16 protein-coding genes, 2 tRNA genes and 1 pseudogene are annotated in these 17,350 nt (G+C 74.9%); 10 read left to right on the forward strand and 9 right to left on the reverse strand.

Annotation, left to right across the window (positions count from 1 at the left end):
• The first annotated feature begins 72 nt into the window (after positions 1-72).
• From RM555_RS18980 to RM555_RS19000, 5 genes are all read left to right on the forward strand, one after another.
• A complete protein-coding gene (locus RM555_RS18980; protein WP_311413018.1) occupies positions 73-582 on the forward strand; it encodes an RNA polymerase sigma factor in 510 nt (169 codons plus the stop codon).
• Complete coding sequence (locus tag RM555_RS18985) at positions 572-1,537, forward strand: hypothetical protein (protein ID WP_311413019.1); 966 nt, start codon at positions 572-574, stop codon at positions 1,535-1,537. Before RM555_RS18980 ends, RM555_RS18985 begins: the two co-directional genes overlap by 11 nt.
• Positions 1,538-1,619: 82 nt before the next feature.
• Positions 1,620-1,696: transfer RNA gene (locus tag RM555_RS18990), tRNA-Met, on the forward strand.
• Positions 1,697-2,470: 774 nt separating this feature from the next.
• Positions 2,471-2,547: transfer RNA gene (locus RM555_RS18995), tRNA-Met, on the forward strand.
• A gap of 293 nt (positions 2,548-2,840) precedes the next feature.
• On the forward strand, positions 2,841-3,089 hold the full coding sequence (locus RM555_RS19000; RefSeq protein ID WP_311413020.1) for a hypothetical protein: 249 nt from the start codon (positions 2,841-2,843) through the stop codon (positions 3,087-3,089).
• 113 nt (positions 3,090-3,202) lie between these two features.
• Here RM555_RS19000 and RM555_RS19005 read toward each other — a convergent pair whose 3' ends face one another.
• Positions 3,203-4,534, reverse strand: coding sequence for an ABC transporter substrate-binding protein (locus RM555_RS19005; RefSeq protein ID WP_311413021.1), 1,332 nt, complete (start codon positions 4,532-4,534; stop codon positions 3,203-3,205).
• A 166-nt stretch (positions 4,535-4,700) separates the two neighbouring features.
• On the opposite strand from RM555_RS19005, the gene RM555_RS19010 reads away from it, so the two are divergent.
• The gene (locus RM555_RS19010) at positions 4,701-5,534 is read left to right on the forward strand and encodes a phosphoribosylaminoimidazolesuccinocarboxamide synthase (RefSeq protein WP_311413022.1); all 834 of its coding nucleotides are present in this window, start codon (positions 4,701-4,703) and stop codon (positions 5,532-5,534) included.
• Between the two features lie 64 nt (positions 5,535-5,598).
• Here the strand turns inward: RM555_RS19010 and glpK are convergent, their stop codons facing one another.
• Positions 5,599-7,083, reverse strand: a complete 1,485-nt coding sequence (glpK, locus tag RM555_RS19015; protein WP_311413023.1) for a glycerol kinase GlpK — start codon at positions 7,081-7,083, stop codon at positions 5,599-5,601.
• A 93-nt stretch (positions 7,084-7,176) separates the two neighbouring features.
• On the opposite strand from glpK, the gene RM555_RS19020 reads away from it, so the two are divergent.
• A complete protein-coding gene (locus RM555_RS19020) occupies positions 7,177-8,115 on the forward strand; it encodes a ribose-phosphate diphosphokinase (RefSeq protein WP_311413024.1) in 939 nt (312 codons plus the stop codon).
• A 28-nt stretch (positions 8,116-8,143) separates the two neighbouring features.
• Here the strand turns inward: RM555_RS19020 and RM555_RS19025 are convergent, their stop codons facing one another.
• Positions 8,144-8,611 (reverse strand): ATP-binding protein, encoded by a 468-nt coding sequence (locus RM555_RS19025; protein WP_311413025.1) that lies wholly within the window; start codon positions 8,609-8,611, stop codon positions 8,144-8,146.
• Positions 8,612-8,731: 120 nt separating this feature from the next.
• Between RM555_RS19025 and macS the strand changes: the two genes are divergently transcribed.
• Positions 8,732-9,862, forward strand: a complete 1,131-nt coding sequence (gene macS / locus RM555_RS19030; RefSeq protein WP_311413026.1) for a MacS family sensor histidine kinase — start codon at positions 8,732-8,734, stop codon at positions 9,860-9,862.
• Between the two features lie 14 nt (positions 9,863-9,876).
• Positions 9,877-10,539: a response regulator transcription factor gene (locus tag RM555_RS19035; protein ID WP_311413086.1), complete on the forward strand. Its 663-nt coding sequence runs from the start codon at positions 9,877-9,879 to the stop codon at positions 10,537-10,539.
• A 51-nt stretch (positions 10,540-10,590) separates the two neighbouring features.
• Here RM555_RS19035 and RM555_RS19040 read toward each other — a convergent pair whose 3' ends face one another.
• The 3 genes from RM555_RS19040 to RM555_RS19050 all read right to left on the reverse strand — a co-directional run bounded on the left by RM555_RS19040 (position 10,591) and on the right by RM555_RS19050 (position 13,083).
• Positions 10,591-11,163 (reverse strand): DUF5709 domain-containing protein, encoded by a 573-nt coding sequence (locus tag RM555_RS19040; RefSeq protein ID WP_132231088.1) that lies wholly within the window; start codon positions 11,161-11,163, stop codon positions 10,591-10,593.
• 106 nt (positions 11,164-11,269) lie between these two features.
• Positions 11,270-12,085 (reverse strand): ATP-binding protein, encoded by an 816-nt coding sequence (locus RM555_RS19045; protein WP_311413027.1) that lies wholly within the window; start codon positions 12,083-12,085, stop codon positions 11,270-11,272.
• Positions 12,085-13,083: an SDR family oxidoreductase gene (locus tag RM555_RS19050; protein WP_311413028.1), complete on the reverse strand. Its 999-nt coding sequence runs from the start codon at positions 13,081-13,083 to the stop codon at positions 12,085-12,087. Before RM555_RS19050 ends, RM555_RS19045 begins: the two co-directional genes overlap by 1 nt.
• A gap of 216 nt (positions 13,084-13,299) precedes the next feature.
• Here RM555_RS19050 and RM555_RS19055 point away from each other — a divergent pair, with 216 nt between their 5' ends.
• Positions 13,300-14,502 (forward strand): glycosyltransferase, encoded by a 1,203-nt coding sequence (locus RM555_RS19055; protein WP_311413029.1) that lies wholly within the window; start codon positions 13,300-13,302, stop codon positions 14,500-14,502.
• On the opposite strand, the pseudogene RM555_RS19060 reads toward RM555_RS19055, so the two are convergent.
• The 3 genes and pseudogenes from RM555_RS19060 to rsgA form a co-directional block, all read right to left on the reverse strand.
• Positions 14,457-15,421: pseudogene (locus tag RM555_RS19060) on the reverse strand (hypothetical protein). The gene RM555_RS19055 and the pseudogene RM555_RS19060 overlap by 46 nt on opposite strands.
• Positions 15,422-15,480: 59 nt before the next feature.
• On the reverse strand, positions 15,481-16,299 hold the full coding sequence (hisN, locus tag RM555_RS19065; RefSeq protein WP_311413030.1) for a histidinol-phosphatase: 819 nt from the start codon (positions 16,297-16,299) through the stop codon (positions 15,481-15,483).
• 24 nt (positions 16,300-16,323) lie between these two features.
• Positions 16,324-17,271 (reverse strand): ribosome small subunit-dependent GTPase A, encoded by a 948-nt coding sequence (rsgA, locus tag RM555_RS19070; RefSeq protein WP_311413088.1) that lies wholly within the window; start codon positions 17,269-17,271, stop codon positions 16,324-16,326.
• Positions 17,272-17,350: the final 79 nt, after the last annotated feature.

Consider the following 17,350-nt stretch of genomic DNA (forward strand, 5'->3'; position numbering starts at 1 on the left):
GCAACCCGCCGTTCCCCGACGCCGTCTCTCCTGCAAGAGGCGGGAACGACCGGGGGAGCGTGGGTCGGAGACATGAGAGACGCGACAAGCTTCGACGAGTTCTACCGGAGTACCGCCCGGCGGATGCTCCGCTACGGCTACGCCGTGGCCGGTGATCACACCGAGGCGCAGGACCTGGTGCAGGAGGCGTACGCCCGGGCCTGGCGGCAGTGGGCCGGACTGGCCGCCCACCCGGCGCCGGAGGCGTGGCTGCGGCTGGTGGTCGCCCGGCTGGCCAAGGACCGGTGGCGCCGGTTGCACCATTGGCGCGTGGCGCTGAGCCGCACCGGGCCACCCGAGCCCGCGCCGCCGCCGAACGAGGACGCCGTGCTGCTGGCGGGCGCCCTGCGCCGGCTGCCGGACGCCCAACGGCAGGCGCTCGCCCTGCACTACCTCCTCGACATGTCGGTGGAGGACATCGCCCGGGAGACGCAGGTGCCCGCAGGCACCGTCAAGTCGTGGTTGTCGCGGGGGCGGGCGCGGCTGGCCACGCTGCTGCCCGGCCTGCCCGCCGAGGGATTGGCGGCGAACGATGTCGCGTGAGCTGTCCGACCTCTACCGTGCGCTCGCCGAGGACGCCGACGGGCGTACCCTGGCCGTCCCCGAGAATCTGCGCAGGCGCGCCGACCGGCGGGCCCGGCTCCGGATCACCGGCGCCGCGCTCGGGACGGCGCTGCTGGTTGGTGGGCTGGCCGCCGGTGCCGCGCTGGTGTTCGCGGGCGAGCGTGGCCACCTGCCACCGACCGGCGCCGTCCCACCGCCAGCGACCGCGCCGGCGTCGCCGACGATGCCGGCCCCGCCGGCCGCTACGCCGCCGCCGACCGCCACGCCGCCGCCGAGCGCCTCGCGCACCGCGCCGCCGAGGGCGACGGGCACGCCGGCGGCCACGCCGGGACGCACCGACGCCGCGCCGCCCCGGGCGCCCGGCAACGTCCCGGACCGGGCGTTCTTCGTCCAGGCGGCCGCGAACCGGACGGGCATCGAACCGGCCTTCCGGGACACCGCCGCGCTGCCGACGCTCTGCGACGCCCGCTACCGCAGCGATGCCGAGATCGTGCAGCGCCGTACCCGCCACCTGGCCTACAAGCTGCCGCCGACCCCTCGGGGGTACGTCCCGGACGGCAGCTACGCGCACACCGTCACCCTCTACCGGCCGGGTCGGGCCGACGACTTCCTCCGCGAACTGCGGGCGGCGGTGCGGGACTGCCCCGCGCAAGCCGGAGTGGGCGGCGGCAACGCGTCGACCTCCCGACTGCGGCTGCTGGCCGACGACGGCTTCGGCGACGGGTCCGTGTTGTTCGAGATCCGGACGCCGGCCCGGGACGTCGACGGCAACCCCACGGGCGGCGCCGAGGTCCGGCTCGTCCGGGCGATCAGGGTCGGCGACGTGGTGACCGTGCTCTGGGAACAGGGCTGGGAGGGCACCTCCTCGACGCGGTCGCAGGTCGACGCCGACAGCCGGCGGGCGGTGGACGCGATCGAGAGCTGGCTGCGCTGAGGCGTACGCCCCCGGCCCTGGGCGGCCGTCCCCGGGTCGTTTTGCGGCGACGGGGGTCGGTGGGATACGGTATACGAACCGACGCGGGGTGGAGCAGCTCGGTAGCTCGCTGGGCTCATAACCCAGAGGTCGCAGGTTCAAATCCTGTCCCCGCTACCACATCGGAACGGCCCCGGACTTCAATCCGGGGCCGTTCCGCATTTCCCGGGCCACCACCCGCCGCCCGACGATCACCCGGTTCCGGTTCCGGTTCCGGTTCCGGCTCGGGTTCCGGTTCCGGTTCCTCGCCGCTCGCCGCCATCGCTCGCTGCCACCGCTTGCTGCTGCACGCCTGCCGCTGCAACGCCTGCCCCCCGCTTTCCGCCGCGCGTCTGCCCCCGCTGCCGCCGCCGCCTGCCGCCGCCTGCTGCCGCCGCCCGTTGGCGGGACCGGCAATCGTGGACGGGCCAGTGACGAGCGGAGTGACTGACGTCACGTGATCCGTCGGGCCGGCATTGGGCGGGGCGGCACCACGGCGGCGAAATCCGCGACCGGTCGCACAGGAACGCGAACGCCGCCACTGCCGACGGACGCGCGGCCGAACGACCGGCCGGCGGGCGTGCAGCGGCGTGATCAGGACGCCATGGACCTCAAAAAGCCCGGTTAACGTCCATGGCGTCCTGATCACCGGGCACTCGCGCGAGAGAAGGCAGCGCGCCCGCACAAAGGAGTTAGCCCGGAGACGGGCCGCCGGAGCTCGGAAGCGGACCGAGATGTGCCATTGCGGCCGCTGCGGTCGGCCGCTGCGGTCGGGCGCGGCGTGAGACGGGCAGGGGCGACGGGCGCCTCGCGCCGACCTGCGACGTCGGTTTGCGCTGGTCAGGGCGGGGTCCGCCGTAGGATCGGGGGTCCGCTGATCATCGCGCGCCGGGTGCGCTAGAGTTAACGAGCCGACGCGGGGTGGAGCAGCTCGGTAGCTCGCTGGGCTCATAACCCAGAGGTCGCAGGTTCAAATCCTGTCCCCGCTACCATGTCGGAGAAGCCCCGGAGATTCATCTCCGGGGCTTCTCCGCATCTTGCCTCGGCGTCGACCTGTCGCATCGGTCGACGACGGTCCGTCTTCGTCACTCCGGCGTGCAGCGCACCCGCCGACACGCGGGCCGGCCGGCGCGAGCGGCAGGCCGGGATACCCACGCCTCCGTGCTCCAGGTGCTCGCGGTGCTGAGCGCGGCCGACCAACGGCGGCGCCAGGCGTGCCTGGGCGTGGCGCGCGTTCCTCGTCGACCGACGTGCCGAGGTTGCGGTTGTCGGCGAAGATGTGGGCATGTCTTCTTTCGGTAAGTGGTGGGGCCGGTTGACCGCCGTTTTCGGTGTGGTCGTGTTGTCGGTGTTCGTGCCCGTCGCGGCCTGGGCGTCCACCGGCACGGGTGAGCTCGTGGTGGAGGCCGCGCGGCGGCGGCGCGGTGGTGGCTTCGGCTTCGTCGGCCTGCTCTGCTGCCTGGTCGTGGTGGCCGGCGTCGTCTTCCTCCTGATGCGCATGATGCGCAACCGCCGAGGCGGCCCGCCGCGCTGAGGCGGCCCGCCGGTGCGCCCGTGTTCCGCCGGCGCCGGTGCCCTGCCCTGCCTCGGTCGAGGCAGGACACCCGGCCCGGCATCCCCACCTGGGGCAGCTTCCCGGTGACCGGTCTATCCGGCCAGCGCCGCGTCCGCCTGCGCCATGAAGCGGGCCGTCGCCGCCCGGGGGCCGGTCCTGCCGCCGCGGATGCTCTCGGCGGCTTCCAGTAGCAGCGCCCGCACCCGGGGGTGACCCTGCGGTGGTGGGCTGGGCGCCGGTCCAAGCCGGGCGGCCAGTGCGGTGCCGAGGGCCGCCGCGCGCCGCTGCGCCGGCTCGGTGATGCTGCCCTCGACGTAGCTGCGTACGGCGAGGCTGGGGCTGAGCCCGCGCTCGTGACCGAGCACGCTCCCCGCCTCGCCGTTGCCGGTCAGGAAGTTGATCACGTCCGCGACCAGGTCGGGGTGCCGGGTGCCGCGGAAGGCCGTCCAGTACATCGACGCCCGGTGCCACTGCGCCTCCGGGGGACCCGGCATGGCGGCCAGGCCCAGCTCGGCGTCGGTGAGGCGCTGGAGTTCCGGCAGCTGGTGCGACCAGGCGAACGAGGCGGCCGTCGCGCCGGTGACCACGAGCTGCTGAATCGGTTCGCCGCCGTCGGCCTGCTCCACGAGGGCGGCGCTCGGGGTGGCCCGGCTGGAGCGGGCACGCCGCCACAGGTCGAACCATTCGATCAGGGCGTCGGCGTCGAAGCCGAGCTGTCGACCGCGGTAGAACTCGCCGCCCTGGCCGCGGAGCCAGAGCCAGAGCGCCCGGTAGTCGCCGGACGGGTCCATCGTGCCGGCCACCCGGCCCTCGCTCGCCCGGGTGACCCGTCGGGCCCAGGCGACGTACTCCGCCCAGGACATGCCCGTGTTCGGCTCGGGCAGCCGCAGCCGGCGCAGCAGCGTGCGGTCGTAGACCACGGCGGCGGCGGTCTGTGCCGCGGCGACGCCGACCGTACGGCCGTCGACCTGCCCGTACCGGACCAGGCCCGGGGGCAGGGTGCGTAGGTCCAGGCGGTGGTCGGCGACGTACCCGCTGAGGTCCAGGACGATCTCGCGGCGGGCGTACTCGGTGAGCATGCTGTCGTCGAGCTGGATCAGGTCGGGCACGTTGCCGCCCGCGGCCTGGGTGGCCAGCCGGTCGTAGTAGCCGCCGGCGCCCTGCCAGGTGATCCGGAAACCGACGCGGGGATTGCGGTCGGTGTAGAGCCGCAGCACCCGCTCGGTGAGTTCGGCCCGCTTCGCCCCGCCGTACCAGAAGACCGACAGCTCGACCGGCCCGGTCTCCACCGGGGCCGCCTGGCCCTCGGTGCACCCGGTGAGCCCGCCGGTCGCGAGCACCGGCGCACCCAGCATCGCGGCGAGCACCCGACGCCGGCCCGGATCCGCTTCGGCGCGGGGCAGCGGGGATCGGGCAACGGGCACGAAGAACTCCTGGCGGACCGGTGGGGCGGGCGGCCGGATCATTCACGCAGGCGCGCGCGAGGGTGTCAACGTACGTCCGGCCACACCACCACATCCCAGGCGTACGCATCGATGCCCGCAGCCACCGGCGGAGGCCGTGGCCGGCCCGCATGGTGTACTAGGGCGCGTGGAACTTCTGCACTCGGGCAAGGTGAGGGATGTCTACGCCGACGGCGAGGACCTGATCCTGGTCGCCTCCGACCGCATCTCGATCTACGACGTGGTGCTGCCGACGCCGATCCCCGACAAGGGCAAGCTGCTCACCGCGCTCTCGCTGTGGTGGTTCGAGCAGCTCGCCGACCTGGTGCCGAACCACGTCATCTCCGCCACCGACGTGCCGGCGGAGTTCGCCGGTCGGGCGATCCGCTGCCGGCGGCTGGAGATGGTCGCGGTGGAGTGCGTCGCCCGGGGCTACCTGACCGGCGGCGGCCTGAAGGAGTACCAGCGCACCGGCGCGGTCTCCGGCGTCGAGCTGCCGCGCGGGCTGGTCGAGGCGTCCATCCTGCCCGAGCCGATCTTCACCCCGTCGACCAAGGCGCCGGTGGGCGAGCACGACGAGCCGATCACCTTCGCCGAGGTGGTGGACAAGGTGGGGGCCGAGATCGCCGAGCGGCTGCGCCGGATCACGCTCGACGTCTACCGCCGGGGCGCCGAGCTGGCCGCCGACCGGGGCATCCTGGTCGCCGACACCAAGATCGAACTGGGCTGGGCGCCGGACGGCACGCTGACCGTCGGCGACGAGCTGCTCACCTCCGACTCGTCCCGGTTCTGGCCGGCGGAGTCGTACCAGCCGGGCCGGGCGCAGTTCTCCTACGACAAGCAGTACGTGCGGGACTGGGCGGTGGAGAGCGGCTGGGACAGGCAGGGCCCGGCGCCCGAGGTACCGGCCGAGGTGGTCGAGGCGACCCGGGCCCGCTATGTCGACGTCTACGAGAAGCTCACCGGCAACCGCTGGGACTGAGCCGGAGGGCCGCCGGTGCCCGATGAACCGGGCTGCCTCGACGAGGTTCCACGCGGCGCGGCGGTCAGTCCACCCAGTCGAGGGTGCGCTCCACCGCCTTGCGCCAGTTGCGCAGCTCCCGCTCCCGGTGCGCCGGTTCCATCGTCGACTCCCACTGCGCGTCGGAGCGCCACTGGCCGCGCAGCGTCGCCAGGTCCGGCCAGAAGCCGACCGCCAGGCCGGCCGCGTACGCCGCGCCGAGGCAGGTGGTCTCGGTGATCCGGGACCGGACCACCGGCACGTCGAGTACGTCGGCGAGGAACTGCATCAGCAGCCCGTTGGCGGTCATCCCGCCGTCGACCCGGAGCCGGCGCAGCGCCACGTCGGAGTCGGCGTTCATCGCGTCGACCACCTCGCGGGTCTGCCAGGCGGACGCCTCCAGCGCGGCCCGGGCCAGGTGGCCCTTGGTGATGTAGCCGGTCAGCCCGGCGATGACCCCCCGCGCGTCGCTGCGCCAGTGCGGGGCGAACAGCCCGGAGAAGGCCGGTACGACGTAGCAGCCGCCGTTGTCGTCGACGGTGCGGGCCAGCTCCTCCACCTCGGGCGCGGTGGAGATCAGTCCGAGGTTGTCGCGCAGCCACTGCACCAGCGAGCCGGTGACCGCGATCGCCCCCTCCAGCGCGTACGCGGCGGGCTGGCCCTGGATGCGGTAGGCGACCGTGGTGAGCAGGCCGTGGGTGGAGGGGACCGGGCTGGCGCCGGTGTTGAGCAGCAGGAAGCTGCCGGTGCCGTAGGTGCACTTGGCCTCGCCCGGCTGGAAGCAGGTCTGCCCGAACAGGGCGGCCTGCTGGTCGCCGAGCGCGCTGGCGACCGGCACCCCGGCCAGGACGCCGGTGGCCTCCCCGTAGACCTCGGCGGAGCTGCGGATCTCCGGCAGCATGGCGGCCGGCACCCCCATCGCGTCGAGCAGCTCCGGGTCCCAGTCGAGGGTGCTCAGGTCCATCAGCAGGGTGCGGCTGGCGTTGGTCACGTCGGTGACGTGCCGGCCGGTCAGCTTCCAGATCAGCCAGCTGTCCATCGTGCCGAAGAGCACCTCGCCGGCCTCGGCGCGCCCGCGCAGCCCGTCGACGTGATCCAGCAGCCACCGCAGCTTCGGCCCGGCGAAGTAGGTGGCCAGCGGCAGGCCGGTGCGGGAGCGGAACCGCTCCTCGCCGTACGCCTGGTCGAGCTCACGCAGCAGCGGCGTGGTGCGGGTGTCCTGCCAGACGACGGCGTTGGCCACCGGCCGCCCGGTGGCCCGGTCCCAGACGAGCGTGGTCTCCCGCTGGTTGGTGATGCCCACGGCGGCGAGCCCGGCGGCGTCGGTGCCGGCGGCGTGCAGCGCCTCCCGGACCACCCGCTGGACGTTGTCCCAGATCTCCTCGGCGTCGTGCTCCACCCATCCCGGCCGGGGGAAGATCTGCCGGTGCTCCCGCTGGGCGACGGAGACGATCTCCCCGGCCCGGTCGAAGACGATGCACCGCGAGGAGGTGGTGCCCTGGTCGATGGCGGCGACGTACTGGGGGGTCACGGCAGCACCGTACCCGGCCCGACCGATCTTCGCCGGCCGGCGACGGGCCCCGGCGGGGAACGGGTCCCGCTCACGTCCGTACGATGTGCGGACGTGCGTGACATCGCCGTCTTCAGTGGTACCGCCCATCCCGAACTCGCCGCCGAGATCTGCGCCCACCTCGACGTGCCGCTGCACCCGGTGCGGGTCTCCCGGTTCGCCAACGACTGCCTGGAAGTGCAGTTGCAGGCCAACTGCCGGGAGCGGGACGTCTTCCTGATCCAGCCGTTGGTGCCGCCCGTGCAGGAGAACCTGGTCGAGCTGCTGCTCATGATCGACGCGGCCCGGGGCGCCTCGGCCGGCCGGATCACCGTGGTGCTGCCGCACTACGCGTACGCGCGGTCCGACAAGAAGGACGCGCCGCGCATCTCGATCGGCGGGCGGCTCGTCGCCGACCTGCTCACCTCGGCGGGCGCGGACCGGGTGCTGGCGATGACCCTGCACTCGCCCCAGGTGCACGGCTTCTTCAGCGTGCCGGTCGACCACCTGCACGCGCTGCGCGAGCTGGCCGAGCACTTCACCCGCTACGACCTGAGCAACACGGTGGTGGTCTCGCCGGACCTCGGCAACGCCAAGGAGGCGGCGGCGTTCGCGCGGCGGCTCGGCACCCCGGTGGCCGCCGGGGCGAAGCAGCGGTTCAGCGACGACCGGGTCAAGATCAGCGCGGTGATCGGCGATGTGACCGACCGGGACGTGATCGTGCTGGACGACGAGATCGCCAAGGGCAGCACGGTGATCGAGCTGATGGAGCACCTGCGCGAGCTCCGGGTCCGCTCGATCCGGCTGGCCTGCACCCACGGCCTCTTCTCCAGCGGCGCGTTGCGGCGGCTGAGCGAGCAGGAGGGCGTGCTGGAGATCGTCTGCACCAACACGGTGCCGATCCCCGCCGACAAGCGGGTGCCGAAGCTGGAGATCCTGTCCGTGGCGCCGGCGCTGGCCGAGGCGATGCGCCGGATCCACAACGGCGAATCGGTGAGCGCCCTCTTCGCCTGACCCGCCCGGAACGCAGGCCCCGCCGGGGTCAGTCGCGGCGGTGGTGGCCGGTGTGCTGGGGGGCCGCGACGGCGGTGCTGATGCGGACCGTCGTGCCGCGCGCGCCGGTCTCCACGTCCATGCTGTCGCTCAGTTCCCGGGCCAGCCAGAGCCCCCATCCGCCGGCGGTGTCGGCGGCGGGGCGGCTCCGGTCGCCCAGCCGCTGCGTGCTGATTCCCTGCCCGTGGTCGGAGACCTCGCAGAACAGCTGGCCCGACTGCCGCCACAGCCGTAGCCAGCCCTGGCCGCCGCCGTGCCGGACCGCGTTGGTGATCAACTCGTTGACCGCCAGCACGAAGTCGTCCAGCCGCTGCCCGCCGAGCCCTGCCGCGTGCGCGCAGGAGGTGACCGAGTGGCGCAGCTCGGTCACCTGGGCCTGGTCGAAGGCCTCGGCGATGAGAAGGGAAGGTTCGATGGGCACAACCGTACGCTGTGCTCCGGGTTCCGCATTCGTCATGGCCCCGTCCCGACAGCGGATCGTGGATGTTTCGCGGCATTTCCACCGTACGTCAGGGTTGCTCCGGGCGCACCCGACGGCCCACGGGACCGTCCTGACGGCTGTGGCATCGTGACGGGCGTGTCGACGCCGCCCGGTGGTTTCGAGGTCCCGCTCTGGCGGGCCATCGCCGTGTTCCGGGTGGCCTCCCTGGCGTACGTCTGCGTGGTGGCGCTCCGGGACGCCGACCGGTACGCCCACCCGTTCGCGGCCGGCGGCCTGGTCCTGCTGATGGCGGCCTGGACCGGCGTGACCGCCGTCAGCTACGCCCACCCGGCCCGCCGAGGCTGGCCGCTGCTCCTGGCGGACCTGGGGGTCGTCGTCGGCATCATGCTGGCCACCCCGTGGGTGATCGGGCGGACGGCGCTCGCCGCCGGCGTGCCCAGCCTCACCGTGGCCTGGCTGGCCGGACCGGTGCTGGCCTGGGCGGTCTCCGGCGGTCGGCGCCGGGGCACGGTCGCCGCGCTGGCGCTCGGCGCGGTGGACCTCGCCACCCGCGAACGGATCGGCCAGTCGTCGCTCACCGGGACGATCCTGCTGCTGCTCGCCGGCGTGGTGGTCGGACACGTCGCCCGGCTGGCGGTGACCGCCGAGGAGCGGCTGCACCGGGCGGTGGAGCTGGAGGCCGCCACCCGGGAGCGGGAGCGGCTGGCCCGGGACATCCACGACGGCGTGCTCCAGGTGCTGGCGCTGGTGCAGCGGCGCGGCGCCCACCTGGACGGCGAGGCAGGGGAGCTGGCCCGGCTCGCCGGGGAACAGGAGGCCGCGCTGCGCGCCCTGATCGGCGGCGCCACGCCGGTCGCGCCCACCGCCCACGGCGGGCCGGTGGACCTGCGTGGGCTGCTCGGCCGGTACGCCTCGGCGACCGTCTCGCTGTCCGCGCCGGCCACCCCGGTGCCCCTGCCCGGGCGGGCCGCCCACGAACTGGCCGCCGCGACCGCCGCCGCCCTCGACAACGTGGCCCGGCACACCGACGGGCGGGCCTGGGTGCTCGTCGAGGACGAGGGGGCGACGGTGACCGTGTCGATCCGCGACGAGGGGCCGGGGTTTCCGGACGGCCGGCTGGAGGAGGCCGCCGCCGAGGGCCGGCTCGGCGTCGCCCGGTCGATCCGGGGCCGCCTCGCCGACCTCGGCGGCACGGTGCGGATCACCTCCGCGCCGGGCGCCGGCACCGAGCTGGAACTGACCGTTCCGAGGGAGGGACAACCGTGACAGGCGTACGGGTGATGGTGGTCGACGACCACCCGATGTGGCGGGAGGGGGTGGCCCGGGACCTCACCGAGGCCGGCCACGTCGTGGTCGCCACCAGCGGGGAGGGTCGGCAGGCGCTGCGGGTGGCCGCCGCCGCCCGGCCGGACGTGGTGATCCTCGACCTGCAACTGCCGGACGTCTCGGGGGTGGAGGTGGTTCGCGGGCTGCGCGCCGTGCTGCCGGAGGTGCGGGTGCTGATGCTCTCGGCCAGCGGCGAGCAGCAGAGCGTGCTCGACGCGGTGAAGGCGGGGGCCACCGGCTACCTGGTCAAGTCGGCCGCCCCGGCGGAGTTCCTGGAGGCGGTGCGCCGGACGGCGGCGGGGGAGCCGGTCTTCACGCCCGGCCTGGCCGGGCTGGTCCTCGGCGAGTACCGCCGGCTCGCGGCCGACCCGGACGGCGCCGGACAGGCCGCCGGCCGCGACGCCCGGGGCGCCGGCCCAGCGCCCCGGCTCACCGACCGGGAGACCGAGGTGCTGCGCCTGGTCGCCAAGGGGATGTCCTACAAGCAGATCGCCGAGCGGCTCGGGCTGGCCCACCGCACCGTGCAGAACCACGTGCAGAACACGCTCGGCAAGCTCCAACTGCACAACCGGGTCGAGCTGACCCGCTACGCGATCGAACGGGGCCTCGACGACTGAGGGCCGCCGGGGAACCGCCCCCGAAGGGTTCCCCGACGGCCCCCGGCCGGTTCAGACCGAGTGCGGCGGACGCGTCTCGTGGATGGCCAGCTCCTCGGCGCTCGCGCCGCCGCCGGCCGAACCGGCGTCGTACGCCACCGAGTCGGTCTCCTGGTCGGTGTGCGCCCCCTCGTCCGGTTCGACGAGCCGGCCGACCTGGCCGTCGCTGACACTGCCCAGCTTGCCGTGGTCGTAGAGCGACACCGGCGAGTCCGGGTCGGAGGTGGGGCCGGGATCGATGACGTCCGCGTCGAGCTGGGCCTGCGCCGCCGCCTCCTCGCTGTCGGCCTCGGCGGCGATGTCCGGGTCGACGGGGCCGGCGAGCGGGTCGTCGGCCGGGCGTTCGTGCTGCTCCCGGTCGAGCTTGTAGTCCAGCGACTCGCCGTCGAGCTGCTCCTCGGCGGTGTTCCCGTACCGGTCCACCGCGACCGGCGTCCGGTCGCCCGGCAGCTGGGCGGGCTCCGGACCGTCCGCCTCGCGCCCGGTCAGGACGTCGTCGTTGGCGGTCGAGTCGTCGTCGGCGGTGTCGGGCAGGCCCTCCGCCTCGGGGTCGGACACGGGGGTCGGGTACTCGTCGTCGCGCATGGCTGATCACTACCCACTGCCCTCCCGGCATAACCGGTGCCGCCCGTGGCCATCCGGGCGGAAGGGGCACGTCGGGGGACGGCGGGGCAGGAATCGGGGGCGGCGGTCAGCCGAGGTGGGCGGTGGTCTCGTCGTCGGCGTGCAGCACGCACCAGACGACCTTGCCGTCCGGCACCCGGCTGCTGCCCCAGCTGCGGGTGACGGTGTCGATCAGCAGCAGGCCGCGCCCGCCCGCGGTGTCCAGCGGCGCCTGCCCGGTGAACGCCGGCTGACGCGGCGAGTGGTCGCGTACCGCCAGGTGCAGCGCGCTGCCCCGGGGTGCCAGGCGGACCGTCATCGGAGTGTGCGCGTGGGCGACCACGTTGTTCACCATCTCGGTGACCGCGATGCCGGCCGGCTCGATCAGCTCGGGCAGGTCCCAGCGCCCGCAGCCCTCCGTCACGAGCTGCCGGGCCTGCCGGGCCGCCCCGACGGCGGGGGGAAGGTCGGTCTCGGCCACCGCGACCAGCGGCGCGGCGGCCAGCCCGGCCAGCGCCCCGGCCAGGGTCGGCCAGGCGGGCACCCCCTCGACGGCGCCGGTCGGATCGCAGAGCAGCAGATCGGCGGCGGGCCAGTCGCGTACCTCCCGGCACACCTCGGCGAAGACGTCCCGGGCGGCCGGGTCGGCCACCCGCAGGGCGGTGAGGTCGGCGAGGACCGGGCCGGGTCGGCAACAGAACTGGGCGAGCAGGCCGTCGCGCACCACGTCGACGCCGGACCGGTCGAGTGTCCCGGTCAGCCGGAGCACGCCGGACGCCTCGTCCGCCTCCACCCGGCAGCCCGCGTCGGTGGACACGATCGCCTCCGTCCCGCCCTGCGGGCCGGGCAGCGCACCGTGCACCGTCCGCCCGGACCGCGCACCCGACCGCTCGGCCCCCGGCATCAGCGTTTCGTTCCCGCGCGGCGCGTCATCGCGGCCACCGTCCCGACGGCCGTCCCCGCAGCGGCCAGCCCGAAGGCGGCGGTCATCCGCACCAGGTGCCGCCGCCGGCCGTGCCAGCCGCCCTCGCGCCGCGCCGCCGCGTCGGCGTGGAAGACGTTGCCGGTGCTCTCCGGCCGTGGGGCGGGCCCGAACTGGGTGCGGTGCGCGTACCAGCCGAGGACCCGCTCGGCGAACGCCGGGGCGAGCCGCCACTGGAGGCCGATCAGCCGGGCGGCGCCGCCGGCGTACGCCTCGCGCCTCGGGCGGCGCAGCAGCCGGACGATCGTCTCGGCCACCACCTCGGGCGGGTAGACCGGGGGCGGCGGCACCAGCTCCCGGCCGCTGTGGTTGGCGGCGTGCCGGAAGAACGGGGTGTCGATGGTGGCCGGCAGCACCGTGCAGATGGAGATGTTGCCCCGCCCGGTGACCCGCATCTCCTGGCGGACCGTGTCGGCCAGCCCGCGGATGCCGTGCTTCGTGGCGTTGTACGCCGACTGGTAGGGCATCGCCACCTCGGCCAGCACGGAGGCGTTGTTGACCAGCACCCCGCCACCCGCCGCGCTCAGGTGGGGCAGGGCGGCCCGGGTGCCGTACGCGGCGCCCAGCAGGTTGACCTCCAGCACCCGGCGGAACTCCGCCACGGGGATCTCGTCGAAGAGCCCGACCGCGCCGACCGCGGCGTTGTTGATCCAGCCGTCGATCCGGCCGAACTCGGCGACCGCGCGGGCGGCGAGCCGTTCGACGGCGGCCGGGTCGGTCACGTCGGTCGGCACCGCCAGCGCCCGCCCGCCCAGCTCCCGGCACCGCACGGCGACCTCCTCCAGCGCCGCTTCGCTGCGGGCGGCCAGCACCACGGCGGCGCCGCGCCGGGCGAGGGCGTACGCGGTGGCCGTACCGATGCCGCTGGAGGCGCCGGTGAGCACGACGGTGGCGTCGGCGAGGCTGCGGGTGAGAGGCATTCCTCGCCCGTACCCCCGTCGGCAGGGGTCATGCGGCCGGCGCCGGTCGGATCCTCGCGGCTCCGGGTCGGGGTGTCGCCCGTCCCGCAACAGTTGCCGTCGCGCAAGCACCCGCCGGGCTCTTCCCGATCTGCCAGGTTTCGGCTCCCGGGGGTTCGGTTAATGGGACCCTCTGACCGAGGACCACCGCTTGAGAAGATCGCATGGAGGTGACCCATGCGCGTCGGCCTCGTCTGCGCGCACGCCGGCCCGTCCAGGGGCACCGACGGCCTGACCGTCGGCACCCACCAGCACATCGCCCGGGTCGCCGCCGAACTCGCCGTGCGGGGCCACGACGTCCGGGTGTACGAACGCCGCGACGACCCGGCCCTGCCGGAGACGGCGACGGTCGACGGCTACCGGGTGGAGCGGGTGCCGATCGGCCCGGCCGCCCCGCTGCCCACCGCCGAACTGGTGCCGCACGTGTCCGCGTTCGGCGCCTGGCTGGCCGAGAGGTGGACGGGCGACTGGCGTCCCGAGGTGGTGCACGGGCACTACTGGGTCGGCGGGCTGGCCGCCGCGCACGCGGTACGCGAGACGGACGTCCCGGTGGTGCAGACGTTCCACTCCCTCGGCGTCGAGCAGCTGCGCCACCTCGGCCGGCAGTACGACGGGCCGGGGGAGCGGATCCCGTTGGAGCGGGCGCTGACCCGGGCGGTGGACATCGCGGTCGCCCAGTGCAACGACGAGGTCGACGAGCTGACCCGGATGGGGCTGCAACGCGCCTCCGTGGCGATGGTGCCGGCGGGCGTCGACACCGCGCAGTTCCACCCCGACGGCGAGGCCGCCCCCCGCGACCAGCGGGCCCGGATCCTCTCCGTCGGCGGGCTCTCGGCCGGGCACGGCCAGGAGGACCTGATCCGGGCCATGCGACTCGTCGGCGACGCCGAGCTGGTGATCGCCGGCGGCCCGCCCGTCGGGCAGCTCGCCAACCACGCCGAGGCCCGGCGGCTGCGCGAGCTGGCCGAGCGGAGCGGAGTGGCCGACCAGGTGAAGCTGGTGGGCGCGGTGCCGCACGAACAGATGGCCACCTGGTACCGCTCGGCGGACGTGGTCGCCTGCACCCCGCACTACTCGTCCGCCGGCCGGGTGTCGCTGGAGGCGATGGCCTGCGGGGTGCCGGTGGTCGGCTACTCCATGGGCGGGATCGCCGACGCCGTGGTCGACGAGGTCACCGGCCGGTTGGTGCCGCCGGGCGACGTCCGCGCGCTGGGCGTGACGCTGCGCCGGCTGCTCGCCGACAACGCCGGGCGGTTCGCGTACGGGCACGCCGCCGTCGACCGGGTGCGGTGCAGCTACACCTGGGAGCGGACGGCGGGCGCGCTGGAGCGCCTCTACGAGCGGGTGGTGAGCCGCCGCAAGCCGGTCGAGGCGGCCTGACCGGGGTCGGCGGTCCGAGGCGGCCTGACCCGGGTGGGTCGCCCCCGGGCCCGGTTCAGAGCGGGCGACCGGGCGCCCCGACGCCCACCATGCTCCGGTCCCGTTCCCCGGCGACCGCGTGGTGGTGCTGGGGCTCGGCGTACCGGGTGAGACCGATGACCGCCGCGAGGGTGACCAGGAACCCGACCGCGGCGAGCCACTCCCGCCCGGGCCAGATCTTGTCGTTGAGCAGGAGCAGGCCGACGATCGCGGCGGGCACCGCCCCCGCGGCGTCCATCGCCGCCACGGCGGCCGTGGTCGAGCCGCGTTGCATGGCCAGGCCGAGCAGCAGCTGGCCGACGACCGAGTGGACGATCAGCAGGTAGAGCAGCGGATCCTGGACGAACGCCTCCGGCGTCGGGGCGGAGGCGAGGGGCCGGGCGGCCACCGCGGCGGCGGAGAACGCCAGCCCGGCCAGCGCGCCGAGCGCCACCGAGCCGGGCGCCCCGTGCAGGCGTACGGCGAAGAAGCCGATCACGGCGATCACGCCGAGCGCCACCGCCAGGGCGATCAGGCCGGCGGTGCCGAGCGGCTTGGCCGGCGCGGGCTCGGCGGAGAGCACCAACGCGGTGATCCCGGCGAACAGCAGCACCAGCAGGGCCACCTCGGCGGCCGGCAGCCGCCACTTCAGCACCAGGACGCCGAGCAGGGCGGTGACCCCGAGCCCGGCGGCGACGCTGGACTGGACCAGGAACAGCGGCAGGTCCCGGCGGGCGAGCAGGGCCAGCACGAACCCGGCGACCTGGCAGCCGAGCCCGACCAGGTAGGTGCGGTGCACCGCCAGCCGCAGCAGCAGTCCCGGGTCGAAGGTGTGGTGGACGGTGGTGCGGGCGGCGGCCACCGACTGGAGCAGGTTGGCGACGCCGTACGCGACGATCATGGCCGCGAGGAAGCACCAACCGGAGGAAACCACTTGGCGAGGATAGAGGCTGCCGGGGGTCAGTGCTCGGTTGGCCGAGCCAGCCGGGCGAGGATGTCGGCGTGCAGCGCGCCGTTGCTGGCAACGGCGCTGCTCCCGGTGCCGGCGTCGCCGGCGGGGGCGGGCCGGCCGGCCAGGTCGGTGAACGTCCCGCCCGCCTCGGTGACGATCGGCACCAGCGCGGCGACGTCCCACAGCGACAGCTCCGGCTCCACCATCACGTCCAGCGCGCCCTCGGCCAGCAGCATGTAGCCGTAGAAGTCGCCGTACGCCCGGCTGCGCCAGGTGTCCCGCATCAGCTGGAGCATCGCGTCCAGCCGCCCGGCGGACTCCCACCCCGTCAGCGACGAGTAGCAGAAGCTCGCGTCCGCGAGGTCCCCTACCGCGGAGACCCGGATCGGCGTGCCACCGGCGGCGTCCGGCCCCGCGTACGCGCCCTCGCCCAGCGCGCCCCACCAGCGGCGGCCGAGCGCCGGCGCGGAGACCAGCCCGGCGACCGGGCGGTCCCCCTCCAGCAACGCGATCAGGGTGGCCCACACGGGCACGCCCCGGATGAAGTTCTTCGTGCCGTCGATCGGGTCGACCACCCAGCGGCGACCGTCCGGGCCCGTGGCGGGCTCCTCGCCGTACTCCTCGCCCAGCAGACCGTCGGCCGGCCGGTGCACGGCCAGCAGCGCCCGGATCTCCCGCTCCACCGCGGTGTCCGCGTCGGAGACCGGGGTCAGGTCGGGTTTCGCCTCGACCCGCAGGTCGAGCGCGCGGAACCGGGCCGTGGAGACGGCGTCGGCGGCGTCGGCGAGCAGGTGGGCGAGGGCGATGTCGTCGGCGTACCCGGGCATGCCTAGACGGTAGCGACGCCCGGGTCAGGACCCCGCGAGCGGGTCGCCCGGGTTCCGCTGGTCGGGCTCCGCCCGCGCGTCGCCCTCACCCGACCGGGAGGCCAGCAGCCGGCGGTACGAGGCCAGCCGCCGCGCGTCGGCCTTGCCGGCGGCGACCCAGGCGTCCAGCCCGCAGGCGGTCTCGTCCGGCGTGTGCGGGCAGTTGGCGGGGCAGTCGACCGTCCCCTCGACCAGGTCGGGGAAGCCGTGCAGCAGGCTGTCGGCGGAGACGTGCGCGAGCCCGAAGCTGCGTACCCCCGGGGTGTCGACGATCCAGCCGGCCGGGGCGTTCCCGCCGTGCGTCGGGTCCCGGGGCAGTCGCAGCGCCACCGCGCTCGTGGAGGTGTGCCGGCCCCGGCCGATCGCGCTGACGGTGCCGACCGCCCGGGCGGCGTCCGGCACGAGGCGGTTGACCAGCGTCGACTTGCCCACCCCGGAGTGCCCAACCATGACCGAGATCCGCCCGGCGAGCAGGTCGCGCAGCGCGTCGAGGTCGGATTCCGGGCGGATCAGCACGTACGGCAGTTCCAGCTCGGCGTAGTAGTCGAGCACCGCCTCGGGGCCGGCCAGGTCGGCCTTGGTGAGGCAGAGCAGCGGCTCGATGCCGGCGTCGTACGCGGCCACCAGGCACCGGTCGATGAAGCCGGTGCGCGGCGGCGGGTCGGCCAGCGCGCTCACGATGACCAACTGGTCGGCGTTGGCGACGACCACCCGTTCCAGCCGTCCCTCGGCGGTGGTCTCGTCGTCGTCGGCGGTGCGCCGCAGCACCGACGTCCGCTCGGCGATCCGGACGATCCGGGCCAGCGCCCCGGCCGCGCCGGAGGTGTCCCCGACCAGGCCGACGCGGTCGCCGACCACCACCGACTTGCGCCCCAGCTCCCGGGCCCGCATCGCGGTGACCAGGGGCGCGTCCGGCTCGGCGTCGGGCGGCACGCACGTGTAGCGGCCCCGGTCGACGGCGATCACGAAGCCGTCCACCGCGTCGGAGTGCCGGGGTCGGGTGCGGGTACGC

It is taken from the genome of Micromonospora reichwaldensis (assembly GCF_031845925.1).
Classification (GTDB): Bacteria; Actinomycetota; Actinomycetes; order Mycobacteriales; family Micromonosporaceae; genus Micromonospora; species Micromonospora reichwaldensis.